This is a genomic window from Roseivivax marinus, from assembly GCF_900109705.1.
In the GTDB taxonomy this organism is placed as follows: Bacteria; Pseudomonadota; Alphaproteobacteria; order Rhodobacterales; family Rhodobacteraceae; genus Roseivivax; species Roseivivax marinus.
In genome coordinates this window covers 266,197-278,968 of the sequence record NZ_FOAI01000002.1, presented here as the reverse complement: position 1 = coordinate 278,968, position 12,772 = coordinate 266,197, and the positions used below count along the sequence as shown (strand labels likewise).

Annotated in this window: 11 protein-coding genes; 6 read left to right on the top strand and 5 right to left on the bottom strand. The window is 69.5% G+C overall.

The window, feature by feature from the left end; genetic code table 11:
• Positions 1–101: 101 nt before the first annotated feature.
• Entirely contained in the window at positions 102–2,180 is a 2,079-nt protein-coding gene (locus tag BMX29_RS03990) for a CAP domain-containing protein (RefSeq protein ID WP_092810584.1), read from the bottom strand.
• 229 nt (positions 2,181–2,409) lie between these two features.
• Here BMX29_RS03990 and leuS point away from each other — a divergent pair, with 229 nt between their 5' ends.
• Genes leuS through holA form a run of 3 tightly spaced genes read left to right on the top strand, consistent with a single transcriptional unit; the run spans position 2,410 to position 6,505 of the window.
• Entirely contained in the window at positions 2,410–4,983 is a 2,574-nt protein-coding gene (gene leuS, locus BMX29_RS03985) for a leucine--tRNA ligase (protein ID WP_092810582.1), read from the top strand.
• Positions 4,970–5,470: an LPS assembly lipoprotein LptE gene (gene lptE, locus BMX29_RS03980; protein WP_092810580.1), complete on the top strand. Its 501-nt coding sequence runs from the start codon at positions 4,970–4,972 to the stop codon at positions 5,468–5,470. Before leuS ends, lptE begins: the two co-directional genes overlap by 14 nt.
• 9 nt (positions 5,471–5,479) lie before the next feature.
• Positions 5,480–6,505, top strand: coding sequence for a DNA polymerase III subunit delta (gene holA / locus BMX29_RS03975; RefSeq protein ID WP_092810578.1), 1,026 nt, complete (start codon positions 5,480–5,482; stop codon positions 6,503–6,505).
• A 76-nt stretch (positions 6,506–6,581) separates the two neighbouring features.
• Here the strand turns inward: holA and BMX29_RS03970 are convergent, their stop codons facing one another.
• Entirely contained in the window at positions 6,582–7,838 is a 1,257-nt protein-coding gene (locus BMX29_RS03970; RefSeq protein ID WP_092810576.1) for a TIGR03862 family flavoprotein, read from the bottom strand.
• On the opposite strand from BMX29_RS03970, the gene BMX29_RS03965 reads away from it, so the two are divergent.
• Positions 7,837–8,154, top strand: coding sequence for an HNH endonuclease family protein (locus tag BMX29_RS03965; protein ID WP_043842808.1), 318 nt, complete (start codon positions 7,837–7,839; stop codon positions 8,152–8,154). The two genes, BMX29_RS03970 and BMX29_RS03965, sit on opposite strands and share 2 nt — an antisense overlap.
• Before the next feature lie 10 nt (positions 8,155–8,164).
• Here BMX29_RS03965 and BMX29_RS03960 read toward each other — a convergent pair whose 3' ends face one another.
• From BMX29_RS03960 to ubiA, 3 genes are all read right to left on the bottom strand, one after another.
• Complete coding sequence (locus tag BMX29_RS03960; protein ID WP_043842810.1) at positions 8,165–8,491, bottom strand: hypothetical protein; 327 nt, start codon at positions 8,489–8,491, stop codon at positions 8,165–8,167.
• On the bottom strand, positions 8,478–10,427 hold the full coding sequence (locus BMX29_RS03955) for an OmpA family protein (RefSeq protein ID WP_092810574.1): 1,950 nt from the start codon (positions 10,425–10,427) through the stop codon (positions 8,478–8,480). The genes BMX29_RS03960 and BMX29_RS03955 overlap by 14 nt, the downstream gene beginning before the upstream one ends.
• Before the next feature lie 61 nt (positions 10,428–10,488).
• Positions 10,489–11,454: a 4-hydroxybenzoate octaprenyltransferase gene (gene ubiA, locus BMX29_RS03950; protein ID WP_092810572.1), complete on the bottom strand. Its 966-nt coding sequence runs from the start codon at positions 11,452–11,454 to the stop codon at positions 10,489–10,491.
• Positions 11,455–11,466: 12 nt separating this feature from the next.
• On the opposite strand from ubiA, the gene BMX29_RS03945 reads away from it, so the two are divergent.
• On the top strand, positions 11,467–12,201 hold the full coding sequence (locus BMX29_RS03945) for a 16S rRNA (uracil(1498)-N(3))-methyltransferase (RefSeq protein ID WP_092810570.1): 735 nt from the start codon (positions 11,467–11,469) through the stop codon (positions 12,199–12,201).
• Complete coding sequence (locus BMX29_RS03940) at positions 12,198–12,710, top strand: hypothetical protein (RefSeq protein WP_342342374.1); 513 nt, start codon at positions 12,198–12,200, stop codon at positions 12,708–12,710. Before BMX29_RS03945 ends, BMX29_RS03940 begins: the two co-directional genes overlap by 4 nt.
• The last annotated feature ends 62 nt before the right edge of the window (positions 12,711–12,772 follow it).

Genomic DNA, 12,772 nt, shown 5'->3' with positions numbered 1-12,772 from the left:
GCGTGGGCAATGCTGCATTCGATATCTATAGAAAAGGTTGATCCCTTGGCGCGAAAGCGGCAAAAACCCGCCATTTGCTGAGCATTCGGGTCAATGAATCCTCACAGGAACGTGAGATCCTCGAGCCCGAAGCCGTCCGAAGTCACCCCGACGATCTCGATGAATTGCGCGTGATACGCGATTCTGACTCCTGCCACGCCGTCGATCAGCACGTCCGTCACATCGAGCGCGGCCAGCTTGCCGGCCAGCCCGCTGCCGGGCGCGTTCTGCACGCCGGCGAGGGTCAGGCTGTCGCGACCGTCCTCGAAATCCTCGATGCGGTCCACCGCGCCAGCATCGCCGGAGGTCCAGACGAAAACGTCCGCCCCGACACCGCCGCGCAGAAGATCGCTTCCGGCGCCCGAGTTCAGCGTGTCGTTGCCCGCACCGCCGTCGATCGTGTCATCGCGCCCGCCCCCGGCGAGGAAGTCGTCGCCCGCACCGCCCGAGATGGAGTCGTCGCCCTCGCCTCCGCCGATGGCGTCGTTGCCGTCGTGCGAGAACAGCGTGTCCTGGCCGGTGCCGCCACCAAGGCTGTCATTGCCCGCACCGCCCGAGACGATGTCGTCTCCGAAGCCTGCCCCCGATGTGTCGTCGCCGGCCTCTCCGTAGAGCATATCGTCACCCTGGCCGCCGTTGACGATGTCGTCGCCGCCGTTGCCGGTGGCGGTGTCGTTCCCGCGTCCGCCACCGATGGTGTCGTTGCCGGCGCCGCCGCGCACCGTGTCGCCGCCCAGTCCACCGCCGATGTTGTCGTCGCCCGCGCCGCCGTCGATCGTGTCGTTCCCGTCCGAGCCCGAGATGTTGTCGTCGCCGTCTCCGGCCGAGATCGAATCATTGCCGGCCTGCCCGGCGAGCGTGTCGTCGAACGCGGTGCCCACCAGCACGTCCGGCCCGTCGGTCCCGATCCGCAGAACGCCCTCGGAAGGGGCGGGCGCGGTCTCGCTCACGTCGGTGACGGTGATTGTCGCCGCCTCGGCCGAGATCGCGCTGCCGAGGGTCGGCGTGGTGGCGGGACTCTCGAAGACGACCTCCAGATCATAGACGTTGTCGGCGCCGGCATCGGCCGGCGTCTCGAAGTCCGGCGGGGCGGCAAAGCGCAGCGCGTCCCCCTCCAGGATGAAGAGGCCGGCATCGGCTCCGGCCAACGTCACCGTGTAATCCGCGGGCGCGGTCACCGTCAGCAGCGGGCCGGTGCTGTTCTCGGGCACGCTCACCTCGGTCGCGGAAAGGCCCGTGAGAGCCGCCGGCGCCTCGAGCACCGCGTCGAGCTTGAAGTTGCGGTCGGGCATGGTGACGCCGGTCTCCAGCACCACCTCGCCCAGCGGCCCGCCCGAGAAGGTGACGTCGTAGGTGCCGGGGGCGAGCGCCATCTGGTAGCCGCCCGCGTTCCATGTCGTGGTGGTGAAGGTGCCGCCCGCGCCCTCGGCGGTGACCGTCACGCCGCCCAGGCCCTCGCCCATGTCGTAGAAATCGTCGCCGTCGCCGTCCGAGATCACCACGCCCAGAAGCTGCGGCATGTAGCTGCCCCGGTTGCCGAAGACCTGCACCATCATGAAAGGGCCGACGTCCTTGGCCGGGTCGGTGACCTCGACCACGCTGATGCCGGTCTCGACCCGGTTGGGGTTCACGATGCTGTTGCGGTGGCCCGGGGGCTCCTGGATGCCGCTTTCGGTCACCAGCGACCAGTCGATGAACATGCCCGCGTGCGAGTGCACGTCGTTCTTGGAGAAGGCGTAGATGTTCTCGCTGATGCCACCGCCCTGCGAGAGGTCGTAGCCCGCGTCCTGCGCCCGGTCGATGGAGCGGGTGTTGTTCGGGCCCGCGTGGACCTGCTGGTCCGTCTCGATGAGATAGGCGGCATGGATATCCGCGGCCTCCGCCAGGTCGTCGTTCCAGGCGAGCGGGGCGACGGCCGGGATCGCATCGAGTTGTGTGCGCAGGAGGTCGAGGTCTATGCCCTCGCGCTCTCCGTCGTCACCGACCGGCCCGCGCACCCGCAGCGAGTTGGTCACGTCGGCGTCGTAGGCCGTGTGCGTCGCGGCGTCGGCGATCAGCACGTCGAACTCTCCCGCGGGGTTGGCGCGGGCACGGTTGACCTGCTCCAGCAGAGACTGCTCGAAGGGGGACGGGTTTGGCATGGCGACGCTCTCCTGTTGTGGCCTTGGCCGCACGACTGGGGAGGGGCGCCCGCGATCGACCTTTACCGAGACGCTACAAACGCTTCTGACGTTGGGGAAGTATGCAATTCCCTACATGGGACACGAACCGGCGCGGCACTGGACGCGCCGCGCCCCGCGGCCTATCACGCGACAAACCCGTAAGGCGGCGTGCCGCGATGGCGCGCCGGTGCATCTGACAGGACCGCCAATGTCGCGTTACAGCCCCGCCGAGATCGAGCCGAAATGGCAACAGGCCTGGGACGAGGCCCTGACCTTCCGTGCCGAACGGAAGGAGGGGAAACCGAAATACTACGTGCTCGAAATGTTCCCCTACCCGTCGGGGCGCATCCATATCGGCCACGTCCGCAACTACACGATGGGCGACGTGGTGGCCCGCTACAAGCGTGCGACCGGCCATAACGTGCTGCACCCGATGGGCTTCGACGCCTTCGGGATGCCCGCCGAGAACGCCGCGATGGCGAGCGGCGGCCATCCCAAGACGTGGACCTACGACAACATCGACACGATGGTCGACCAGATGAAGCCGCTCGGCCTCTCGATCGACTGGAGCCGGATGTTCGCCACCTGCGACCCGGAATATTACGGCCAGCAGCAGGCGCTGTTCCTGGACTTCCTCGAGCAGGGGCTGGTCTACCGCAAGAACGCGGTGGTGAACTGGGACCCGGTGGACATGACCGTGCTCGCCAACGAGCAGGTCGAGGACGGGCGCGGCTGGCGCTCGGGCGCTCTGGTCGAACGGCGCGAGTTGACGCAGTGGTTCTTCCGCATCTCGGATTTCGCCGAGGACCTGCTCGAGGCGCTCGACGGGCTCGACGACTGGCCGGCCAAGGTCAAGACGATGCAGGCCAACTGGATCGGCCGCTCGCGCGGGCTTCAGTTCGCCTTCTCGACCACCGACGCGCCCGAGGGGCACGACCGGATCGAGGTCTACACCACCCGGCCCGACACCCTGTTGGGGGCTTCCTTTGTCGGCATCTCGCCAGACCATCCGCTTGCCAAGCATCTGGAGCGCGACAATCCCGAGGTCGCCGAGTTCTGTGCCGAGTGTCGCCGCGTCGGCACCTCGGAGGAAGAGCTCGAGACCGCCGAGAAGAAGGGCCTGAACACCGGCATCACCGTGCGGCATCCCTTCGACACCTCGTGGGAGCTTCCGGTCTACATCGCCAACTTCATCCTGATGGACTACGGCACCGGCGCGATTTTCGGCTGCCCGGCGCACGACCCGCGCGACCTCGAATTCGCACGCAAGTACGAGCTGCCGGTGCAGACCGTCTTTGCCCCAGCCATGGGCGAGGAGGGAACCTTCATCCTGCCCGAGGACGGCGGTCCGGCCTACGTGCCGCCGAAGGTCGAGACGGTGCGCTACCTCAAGCCCTTCGCCGGCGCCGAGGCGATGACCGGCGACGAGGCCGTCGATGCCGCCATCGCCTTCTGCGAGGAGAACGGCGTCGGGCAGGGCGTGACCAAGTTCCGCCTGCGCGACTGGGGCCTTTCGCGGCAGCGCTACTGGGGCTGCCCGATCCCCGTGGTGCACTGCGAGGCCTGCGGCGTGGTGCCCGAGAAGAAGGAAAACCTGCCGGTCGTGCTGCCGGACGACGTGTCCTTCGACCAGCCGGGCAATCCTCTCGACCGGCACCCGACATGGCGCGACGTGCCCTGCCCGTCCTGCGGCGCCCCGGCCCGGCGCGAGACCGACACGATGGACACCTTCGTGGACTCGTCTTGGTACTTCGCCCGGTTCACCGCGCCCCGCGCCGAAACGCCGACCGACATGGCGGACGCCGAATACTGGATGAACGTCGATCAGTATATCGGCGGCATCGAGCACGCGATCCTGCACCTGCTCTATTCGCGCTTCTTCACCCGCGCGATGCACCTGACGGGCCACCTGCCGGAAAAGAGCCGCGAGCCGTTCGATGCGCTCTTCACCCAGGGCATGGTGACGCACGCGATCTTCCAGACCAAGGACAAGGCTGGCCGCCCGGTCTACCACTTCCCCGAGGACGTTGAGCTGCGCGACAGCTCGGCCTTCCTCAAGGACGGCACCGAGGTCGAGATCGTGCCTTCGGCCAAGATGTCCAAGTCGAAGAAGAACGTGGTCGATCCGGTCAGCATCGTCTCGGACTACGGCGCCGACACCGCGCGCTGGTTCGTGCTGTCGGACAGCCCGCCCGAGCGGGACGTGGAGTGGACCGCCGCCGGTGCCGAGGCCGCGCACCGTCACCTGAGCCGGGTCTACCGGCTGGCGATGGAGGCAGCCGGGGCCGGCGACGATGCCGGGTCCGGCGACGAGGCGCTGCTGCGCGAGATGCACAAGACCGTGCACGACGTCACGCAGGGCATCGAGAGCTTCGGATTCAACGCGGCGATCGCGCGGCTCTACGCCTTCACCTCGACGCTGGCCAAGGCCGACGCGGGCGGTCCGGCCAAGCGGCAGGCGGCGCTCACGCTGGCGCAGCTGATGTCTCCGATGACCCCGCACCTGGCCGAGGAAATGTGGTCGCTGCTGGGCGGTGAGGGCCTTCTGGCCGACGCGCCGTGGCCCACCGCCGACGAGACCATGATGGTCGAATCGACGGTCACGCTGCCGATCCAGATCAATGGCAAGCGCCGGGCCGAGATCGAGGTGCCCAAGGACATGGGCAAGGACGAGGTCGAGGCGATGGCGATGGCGCACGAATCCGTGCAGCGGGCGCTCGATGGCGGGCAGCCGAAGAAGGTGATCGTGGTGCCTGGGCGGATCATCAATGTCGTGGTGTGATCGCCGCGCATTTCTCGGCGCGCTGGGTGCCGCAGGGCTGGCGCTGGCCGGTTGTGGCTTCACGCCGGCCTACGGACCCGGCGGCGCGGCGGGCGCGCTTACCGGCGCGGTGGCGCTGTCCGAGCCCGAAGACCGGGCGGGCTACCTTCTGAACCGCCGGATCGAGGAACGGATCGGCCGCGCGCCTGCGGGCCGTTACCGGCTGGAAACCGCGATCGAGACCGACACTGGCGATTTCGGAACCACTTCCACCGGCTCGACCACCCGCTACCGGATCGCGTCGGTCGTGGCGTTCACCCTGACCGACACTACCTCCGGCGCCGAGGTCCTGCGCGACAGTGTCGAGAGCTTCACCGACTACTCGGCAACCGGCTCGGCCGTGGCGACGCTGGCCTCGGAACGCGACGCGCGCGAGCGGCTGATGGTCATCCTTGCCGACCGCATCGTGGACCGGCTGATCCTGTCGGCCACCGACCTGCCGGGCTGAGGCGCGGCCATGAAGCTATCCGCGCGTGAGGCCCCGGCCTATTTCGCCAAGCCCGATCCGTCGAAGGCGGGCCTGCTGATCTACGGCGAGGACGCCATGCGCGTTGCGCTCCGCCGGCAGGAGGTCATCGCCGCGCTGATCGGCCCGGAGGGCGAGACCGAGATGCGCCTGTCGCGCATTCCCGGAAATGATCTGCGAAAAGACCCCGCGCAGCTGGTCGACGCGGTGAAGGCGCAGGGCTTCTTTCCAGGTCCCCGCGTGGCCTTCGTCGAGGACGCGACCGATGCCTGCGCACCCTCGGTGATCGCCGCGCTTGAGGACTGGCGGCCGGGCGATGCGCAGATCGTGGTGACGGCCGGATCGCTCAAGGCGTCGTCGAAGCTGCGCAAGGCCTTCGAGGGCGCCAAGGAAGCCTATGCCGTCGGCATCTACAACGACCCGCCGGGGCGCGCCGAAATAGAGGCGACGCTCGAGAAGGCCGGGCTGACCGCCGTCGATCGCGCGGCCTCGGACGCGCTCTTCTCGCTGGCGCGCGAACTGGATCCGGGCGATTTCCGCCAGACGGTCGAGAAGGTCGCGCTCTACAAGCATGGCGACGACGCGCCTTTGACCGCCGACGAGGTGGCGCTGATGGCACCGGCGACCACCGACGCGGACCTCGACGACGTGCTGCACGTGGTGGCCGAGGGCCGCACCGGCGAAATCGGCCCGGTGATGCAGAAGCTCGAAGGGCAGGGTATCGCCGCGGTGACGCTGGTCATCATGGCGCTGCGCCACTTCCGCGCGCTGCACGCGGCCGCGGCCGATCCCGGCGGGCCGGGGCAGGGCATCGCGCGGCTGCGCCCGCCGGTCTTCGGCCCGCGACGCGACCGGATGCTGCGGCAGGCACAGGGCTGGGGGATGCACCGGCTGGAGCAGGCGCTTCGCGTTCTTACAGAGACGGACCTTGCCCTGAGATCGGCCGGTCAGCGCGCGCCGCAGATGGCGCTGGTGGAGCGTGCCCTGATCCGGCTGGCGATGCTGGCGCGGCGCTGAGGGCGCGGGTCGGGCAACTTGTTGCCGGGCAGAGCGCGCGGTCCCGATCAGGCGAACCGGACCCCTCCTGCGTGGCTCAGGCGTCCGTCTGCGCCGCCGCCCGCCCGGCCCAGAGGCCGGTGGCGAGGCAGGCGGTCAGCAGGTAGCCCCCGGTAGGCGCCTCCCAGTCCAGCATCTCGCCGGCGACGAAGGTGTCCGGCCGCGAGAAGAGCGCCAGTCGATCGTCCACGGCGTCCCACGACACGCCGCCCGCGGTCGAGATGGCCTCGTCCAGCGGGCGCAGCCCGGCATAGGGCAGTGGCAGCGCCTTGAGCAGGTCGGCAAGGGCCGCCGGGTCCTTGGGCAGCGGGCGCCCTGTCTCCATGACAAGCGCGATCGCCGCCGGGTCGAGCCGCGCCGCCTTGCGCAGCCGGTTGGACGCACTGTCCTTTGTCGACGCCCGCCAGAGCCGGGCACGCAGGATGTCGGGGCCGATATCGGGACAGAGGTCGACCGAGAGCGCCGCGCCCCGCCGAAGCTCGGGTGTCAGCGGGTAGAGTCCGCCGCCCTCCAATCCGCGCCGGGACAGAACGGCCTCTCCGCGGCTTTCCGAGCCGTTCGCGCGGAACACCACGTTCTTGAGCGGGGCGCCGAGATGCGCGGTCATGTGATCCGACCACGCGACCTCGAGCCCGGCATTGGCAGGCGCGAAGGATGTCACCGGTACGCCCCCCGCTTCGAAGACGCTGCGCCACGACCCGTCCGATCCGAGCCGCCTCCAGCTGGCGCCGCCAAGGGCGAACACGGTGACTGCCGGTCGGACCCGGCGCGGGCCGTCCGGCGTCGCGAAGTCGAGCGCGCCGCCGGCGCCCCAGCCGGTCCAGCGCCACCGGGTCCTGATCGCGACGCCGCCCGCGTCGAGCCGCGCGAGCCACGCGCGCAGGAGCGGCGACGCTTTCATCGCCTGCGGAAAGACCCGCCCCGAGGAGCCGGTGAACACGGCCTCGCCCAGCCCGCGGGCCCAGGCGGTGATGGCCTCGGGCGGCAGCGCCTCGATCATCGGCCGCAGACGGTCGGCGGCGTCACCGTAAGTGCCGATGCACTCTTCTACAGACACGGCGCTGGTCAGGTTCAGGCCGGACTTGCCGGCCATCAGGAACTTGCGCGCCACGCTCGGCTTGTGGTCGGCCACGACCACGCGGCGCCCCGCCGCGGCCAGCGCCTCGGCGGCCATCAGCCCCGCCGGTCCTCCGCCCACCACGAGGGCGTCGAGCGGCTCGGGGCCGGTCGTGTGGGAACTCTCGGTCACGTTGGAATTGATCCCGTTCGTCAGCGTCCCAGTTTCTTGCGGCATGTCGTGCGATCAGACAACTGGCACCAAGGATCCGGTCTGTCCGCTCTGCGGGCGGCCGATCCCGCCCGAGGCCAGGCAGAGCCTGCATCACCTCGTGCCCAAGCTGCGCGGCGGCAAGGGCGGACCGGTCGTGCGGCTGCACCAGATCTGCCACAACGAGATCCACGCGACGTTCACCGAGACCGAGCTCGCGCGCGAGTTCAACACCATCGAGCAACTGCGCGCGCATCCCCGCATGGCGGGCTTCCTGCGCTGGGTGTCGAAGCGGCCGCCGACCTTTCACAAGCGCAGCGCCGGCGGACGACGAAAGCGCTAGGCCGGGCGGGTCAGCTTGCGTTCATGCGCTCCACGTAGGCGCGCATTTCCTCGGCCTCGTGGCGGGCTTCGCGCAGGCCTTCCATCGCGGCGGACAGCTCGGCCTCGGTCTGCGCCAGCTGATTGGTCAACTCGGCCTCGCGCTGCTGCAGATAGGTGATCGCCTGATCGCGCGTCTCTTCTGCCTCGTGCAGTTCCTGGCTCATGCGTTCGAGCTGGTTCACGTCGGCCTGGCTGACCCGCGTGAAGCGATGCACCAGCCAGTTCGCGAACCAGCCGAGGCAGAACGCCACGAACAGGATGATCGCCGTCGCGACGATGAACTCAATCCGGTTCATTTCCCGGCCCCTCTTCGGCGGTTTCGGCATCTTCGGCGGTCTCCGCCGCCTCAGACGCTTCTTCGCCCGTGGGCGCGGGATATTCAACGCCTTCCGTCTCCAGCGCCGCGGCATCCGTCTCGGGCTCCTCCTCGATCAGGCGGAATTCGATGCGGCGGTTGGCCTCGCGGCCGGCTTCGGTGTCGTTGTCGGCGATCGGTTCTTCCTCGCCGTAGCCGGTGGCCCGGTAGGATGCGGTGAGCACCCGGCGCTGACGCAGTTGGTCGAGAACGGCCTGGGCGCGGTCCTGGCTGAGCTGCTGGTTCATCACCTCGCGGCCCTGGCTGTCGGTGTGGCCCTGGATCTCCAGCGGGATTTCCCCGCAGACCTTCAGCAGTTCGGCGATTTCGTCGAGGATGTCCTTCGCCGACGCGTCGAGCGTGGCCGATCCCGGCTCGAACGTGATCTTCCGGGCACCGACGATGGCGCGGATCTGGTCGACGCATTCTGCGGGGGTCGGGATGCCGAGCGTTGGGTCGAGCCGCTCGAGATAGGTCACGTCGATGTCGTAGCTGCTTTCGCCAAGCTTGTCGGTCAGCAGGGTCGCCAGTTCCGCGTCGGCATCGGAATTGCCGGTGTTGCCGCGAACCTCGATGGTCTCGGGCGTGACACGAACCGAGCCGTTGGCGAGCACGGACAGCGCCTCGAGCCCGGCGAGCACCCGCGCCGACCAGCTTTCCGGTAGGTCGTCGTCGATCCGGGTGCCGACCGACACGGCGTCGGAACCGAATCGCGCGCGGGCATAGCTGTCCGCCGTGATCCGGGCCATTTCGGAGTTCAGGCGTCCGCGCAGTTGCACTTCACCCTCGGGGCTGCGGGTGGCGGTGAACTCGGTCGGGCCCTCGTCCGAGTCGGGGTCCGGCGGTTCGGGCAGCACGGCGTCGAGGATGAAGGCATCGGGCAGGTCGCGCTCGAGCTGGCCGGTAACCTCGTCGAAAAGCTCGGGCGCGGTGCCCTCGGCGGCGATCAGCGACACGTCGGCGTTGGAAAAGGTGACGCTGCCTCCGCCAAGCGCATCGACGGCGGCGATCGAGCGGCTGACCGCCGCGCCCCAGTCGCGGGAGGGCACACCAAGACCTATGACGCAGCCCGGCGTTCCTTCGGCGCCCGCCTCCTGCGCCGCGTCGATGATGCTCTCGCGGGCCGCTTCGGTGTCGGCGGCGCAGGCGTCGAAGCGCGCCGCGCCGTCCTCCTTCACGAAGCGCAGCGCGAAGGGCGAGATCACCGGGCGCGGCGCGTTGAGGTCGAGCGCCAGTTCCGTTTCCTCCGACGCGGCTCCCTCGAGCCGGGCCGTCACGCGGCGCACTTCCGCGGCGTCCGCGGCCATGGCCTGCACGGCGACCGATCCCGCCTCGACCGACACCTTGGACCGCGGCAGCATCTCGAGCGCGCGGGTCGCCACGCCGATCGCGTCGCCCCACCCCTCGGGTTCGGGAAAGTCGGCGGTCTCGAGCAGGTCCGACACCCCCTCCGCGTCGCCGACGATGCGCCCGGCCGTGTCGATCAGCGCGGCCCGGTCGAACCCGGTGGGCACGAGGCCGATCAGCGACACGGCGTCGCCGTTGCGCAGGATCTCGATGGCGAAGTCGGGGGCGCGGATGTCCTCTGGCTCGGCAACCAGGGTTTCGTCGATAACGCGGGCTGCATCCACGACCTTGCCCGCGGCGGTGATCGCACGGAACCGTGCTGCCTCGTCGGGCGCCGTGCCGTGAACGAAGACCTGAAGTCCGTTCGCGTCGACTTCGGCCCACTCGATTCCCTCACGGGTGAATTCGGTCTCGACCCCGTCGATGGCGTTGTCCTCGACGATTCCGGCCGAGAAGGTCGCGGCGACGACGCAGACCGCGGCGGCAGCGGTGAAGGTTCCGGCGAGAATGGCAACAGCGGACAGGCGCATGGACGTCTCAAGTGTGGCTTCGGAGTCGCACGGTGATACGACCCCGCGGCCCCTGCCGCAATCAGACGAGGCAGGCAGCGGCGAAAATCAGCACGGGCAGGAGGCCCGCATCGCGGTTCGACCGGAAGAGCCGCAGCAGCAGCGGGTGATCGTTCAGATCCACTTGGCGCAGCTGCCAGAACATGTGCCAGCCCATCGCCCAGGGACCCGCCAGCGCGACCACCATCGTGGCGATCTCGCCGCGCGGGATGGCAGCGATCACGGCCAGCCCCATCAGCGTGACCGCGGCGCAGAGGAACACGGCCAGTGCCTTGGGCGTCGCGTCGCCGAAGAGCCGCGCGGTGGACTTCACCCCGATCAGCGCGTCGTCCTCGCGGTCCTGGTGGGCATAAATGGTGTCGTAGAACAGCGTCCACGCCATGCCGGCAACGTAGAGCAGCACGGCCGGCCAGCCGAGCGACCCTGTATGCGCCGTCCACACCAGCAGCGCGCCCCAGTTGAAGGCGAGGCCGAGGAAGATCTGCGGCCACCATGTGAATCGTTTGGCGAACGGGTAGACCGCCACCGGCAGGAGCGCGAGGATCCCGAGGCCGATGGCCGCCCAATTGAAAGTCAGCAGGATCAGGAACGCCGTCAGCGACTGCGCCACGGCCCAGGCCAGGGCCTGCTTCGCACTGACCGCACCCGACGGGATCGGCCGAGAGGCCGTGCGTGCCACCGACCCGTCGATGCCGCGGTCGGTGATGTCGTTCCAAGTGCAGCCTGCACCCCGCATCAGGATCGCGCCCAGCCCGCAGCCGATGAAGATCCACGCGTCGAACAGCCGGGGCTCGCCGGTGGCCGCGATTGCCAGGAACAGGCCCCACCAGCACGGCAGCAGCAGAAGCCACGTCCCGATCGGGCGGTCGAGCCGCGAAAGGCGGAAATAGGGCTTGGCGAACTCCGGCGCGTACCGGTCCACCCAGTTTCCGCGATAGGCGTCGGCGACCGATCCGGTGGTCTCTGGCGCCTGTGCTCCTTCGGGCATAGTGTCCGCTCCATGTCAGGTGTCAGGCTGTTTGTAGATCACCCGCTCGGTGCGGGACAACCGGTGCCGCTGGACCGCGACGCGGCGCATTACCTGTTCGGCGTCATGCGGCTGAAGCAGGGGGCCGAGGTCCTGCTGTTCAACGGCGCGGACGGGGAATGGCGCGCGACCGTGGTCGAGGCCGGCAAGCGCGGCGGAACCCTGGAGCCGCAGAGGCGGACCCGGCCGCAGACGATGCCGCCCGACCTGTGGCTCATGTTCGCGCCGGTGAAGAAGGCGCGCACCGACTTCATCGTCGAGAAGGCCGTCGAGATGGGCGTCCGCCGCCTGCTGCCGGTCGCCACCGAGTTCACCAATTCCGAGCGTATCCGGCAGGACCGTCTGCAGGCCCACGCCCGCGAGGCCGCCGAGCAATGCGGTGCGACCTTCGTGCCCGAGGTCGCCGATCTCGCCAAGCTCCCGGACGTCCTGTCGGCGTGGCCGGAAGACCGCCGGCTTATGTTCTGCGACGAGGCACAGGCCAGCGGGGACGGCCCTGCGGCGCGGCCCTTCGCCGAGGCGGGGGGACCAGGGCCGTGGGCGGTGCTGATCGGTCCCGAGGGTGGCTTTTCCGACCGCGAGCGTGCGCGCCTGCACGCGATGGAGGCGGCACATGTCGCGTCCCTCGGGCCACGCATCCTGCGGGCCGACACCGCGGCGGTGGCCGCGATCACGCTCTGGCAATTGCGGTTCGGGGACTGGACGTGATCCGCCCCGAGGTGCGCGCCCTGCTCGGCCGCTGGGCCGAGGCGCTGGTCGGCGCGGGCGTCGTGGCGCTGGGCGTGCTCTGGGCCAGCGGATCGGGCGGCTGGCTCGGCTGGGCGGTGGTTCTGGCCGGGCTCGCCCTGACCTTCGCCGGCGTGCAGCGCGGACGCTTCCGCACCGGCGGCGGCGGGCCGGGAATCGTCGACGTGACCGAGGGCCGTATCGCCTATTTCGGTCCGCTTTCGGGCGGAGTGACCGACCTCGACTCGATCCGGGCGCTGTCTCTCGATGCGACGGGGCGGCCCGCGCACTGGCACCTCGATCGCGAGGGTGACGCCGCTCTCTTCATTCCGGTGACGGCGCAGGGGGCCGACGCGCTCTTCGACGCCTTCGCCGCGCTCCCCGGGCTGGATACCGAACGGATGCTGCGCGCGCTTCGTCGCCCCGGCACGGGCGTGACGGTGATCTGGCGCAGGTCGCCTGCGCATCACCCCGCCATTGGGTTGCATTGACACCACCGGCGCATCGCTACATGCCTCGGAACCACGCGACAGATCAGCGGAGCCTCCGGCCC

What these genes read in the sequence shown, in the direction of transcription:
- BMX29_RS03960 (WP_043842810.1), bottom strand. Translation starts at nt 8,491, where the DNA reads ATGAACCGGATTGAGTTCATCGTCGCGACGGCGATCATCCTGTTCGTG.
- BMX29_RS03945 (WP_092810570.1), top strand. Translation starts at nt 11,467, where the DNA reads ATGTCAGGTGTCAGGCTGTTTGTAGATCACCCGCTCGGTGCGGGACAA.
- lptE (WP_092810580.1), top strand. Translation starts at nt 4,970, where the DNA reads ATGTCGTGGTGTGATCGCCGCGCATTTCTCGGCGCGCTGGGTGCCGCA.
- BMX29_RS03990 (WP_092810584.1), bottom strand. Translation starts at nt 2,180, where the DNA reads ATGCCAAACCCGTCCCCCTTCGAGCAGTCTCTGCTGGAGCAGGTCAAC.
- ubiA (WP_092810572.1), bottom strand. Translation starts at nt 11,454, where the DNA reads ATGCCCGAAGGAGCACAGGCGCCAGAGACCACCGGATCGGTCGCCGAC.
- BMX29_RS03965 (WP_043842808.1), top strand. Translation starts at nt 7,837, where the DNA reads ATGTCGTGCGATCAGACAACTGGCACCAAGGATCCGGTCTGTCCGCTC.
- leuS (WP_092810582.1), top strand. Translation starts at nt 2,410, where the DNA reads ATGTCGCGTTACAGCCCCGCCGAGATCGAGCCGAAATGGCAACAGGCC.
- BMX29_RS03955 (WP_092810574.1), bottom strand. Translation starts at nt 10,427, where the DNA reads ATGCGCCTGTCCGCTGTTGCCATTCTCGCCGGAACCTTCACCGCTGCC.
- BMX29_RS03970 (WP_092810576.1), bottom strand. Translation starts at nt 7,838, where the DNA reads ATGCCGCAAGAAACTGGGACGCTGACGAACGGGATCAATTCCAACGTG.
- holA (WP_092810578.1), top strand. Translation starts at nt 5,480, where the DNA reads ATGAAGCTATCCGCGCGTGAGGCCCCGGCCTATTTCGCCAAGCCCGAT.